The following is a 1,922-nucleotide window of genomic DNA, read 5'->3' on the forward strand; positions in this document are numbered from 1 at the left end:
GTGGTCTCCGGTTGGTCGCGGCGCAGGGCGGCGACGTGGTGGGCCGGCCGGTCGGTGGAGGTGTCGGCGGCCATCGCCGTCAGCGTGGCGTCGGGGCCGACCTCCAGGAAGGTACTCACCCCGGCCTCGTGCAGGGTGGCGATCGCGTCGGCGAACCGGACCGCCTCCCGCACATGCCGCACCCAGTACTCCGGCCCCGCGATCTCCGCCGGGTCCGCGACCCGACCGGTCAGGTTCGACACGATCGGCAACTTCGGGGCGTGCCAGTCCAGGCCGGCCAGGACCGCCCGGAACTGCTCCAGCATCGGTTCCATCAGACGCGAGTGGAAGGCGTGACTGACCGACAGCCGCTTGACCCGCCAACCCCGCTCGGCGCACACCTGCGCGACCCGGTCCAGCTCTGTCACCGGCCCGGACAGGACCACCGATCGGGGGCCGTTGACCGCCGCGATGTCCACACCACCACCGACACCGGCAGCACTGGCGGCGAGGTCCGCACTGCCGCCGTTTGCGCTCGCAGAGCCGTCATCGCCAGGGCTGCCGGCTGCATCCCCGCTGCGGGCTGTCCTGCCACTGCCGGTGCTGGTGCCGATGACCTCGCGGATCTCAGCCTCGCTCGCACCCACCGCCAACATCCCGCCACCGGCGGGCAGGGCCTGCATCGATGACCCGCGCGCCACCACCAGGGTGCACGCATCCTCCAGCGACAACACCCCCGCCACGTGGGCGGCGGTCACCTCACCGATCGAATGCCCCACCAGGTAATCGGCCCGCACCCCCCAGGACGACAGCAACTCGAACAGCGCCATCTCCACGGCAAACAACCCCGCCTGGGTGAACACCGTTTGATCCAACAGACCCAACAGCTCACTGCCCGGCTCGGCGAACACCACCTCCCGCAACGGGTGGTCGAGCCGACCATCGAACAGCGCACACACCCGATCAAAGGCGTCCGCGTACACCGGGAACCGCTCGTACAACTCCCGACCCATGCCCGGCCGCTGCGCACCCTGACCGGTGAACAGCACCGCCCGGCGGCCCGACGACACCTGACCGGTCACGAGGGTCGCGGCGGGGTGGCTCGACGAGGACGTCGTCTCGGAGCCGCCGTCGGCGAGGACGTCGACCGTGGCGAGGAGCGCGTCACGGTCGGTGCCGAGGAGCACCGCCCGGTGGTCGAGGGCGGCGCGGGCGGTGGCCAGGGACCAGCCGATCTCCACGGGTGACGTTCCGGTCTCCCGTCGGGCGAACTCGGCCAGCCGGGCCGCCTGCCCGGTCAGGCTCTCCGCCGACCGTCCCGACAGGAGCCAGGGCACCACCGGCAGGTCGACCTCGACCGGTCCGGACAGCCCGGCGTCCGCCCCCGGCTGCCCAGCGTCCGGCTGAGACTCCGACTCAGGCTCCGGCTGCTCGATGATGACGTGGGCATTCGTGCCGGAGATGCCGAACGACGACACCGCCGCCCGCCGCGGCCGATCCAACACCGGCCACGCCCGCGACTCCGTCACCAACGCCACCGCACCGGACGACCAGTCCACCTTCGACGACGGCACATCCACGTGCAGGGTCGCCGGCACCACACCGTGGCGCATCGCCTGCACCATCTTGATCACACCAGCAACACCCGCCGCCGCCTGCGTATGACCCAGATTCGACTTCACCGACCCCAACAACAACGGCTCAAGCCCGTCCCGGCCCTGCCCATAGGTGGCCAACAACGCCTGCGCCTCGATCGGATCACCAAGAGTCGTACCGGTGCCGTGCGCCTCCACCACGTCCACGTCCACCGACGACAACCGCGCCGACGCCAACGCCTGACGAATCACCCGCTGCTGCGACGGACCATTCGGCGCCGTCAAACCATTCGACGCACCATCCTGATTCACCGCCGAACCCCGCACCACCGCCAACACCCGATGACC

At 70.8% G+C, this 1,922-nt stretch carries 1 protein-coding gene; it reads right to left on the reverse strand.

Translation table 11 applies throughout. The annotated features are described in order from the left end of the window. Positions 1 to 1,922, reverse strand: a 1,922-nt coding sequence (locus ACPFP2_RS29775) for a type I polyketide synthase (protein ID WP_424093558.1), incomplete at both ends; no start/stop codon positions are given.

Origin of the sequence: Micromonospora citrea, from assembly GCF_049629545.1 — a bacterium.
Taxonomy (GTDB): domain Bacteria; phylum Actinomycetota; class Actinomycetes; order Mycobacteriales; family Micromonosporaceae; genus Micromonospora; species Micromonospora citrea_A.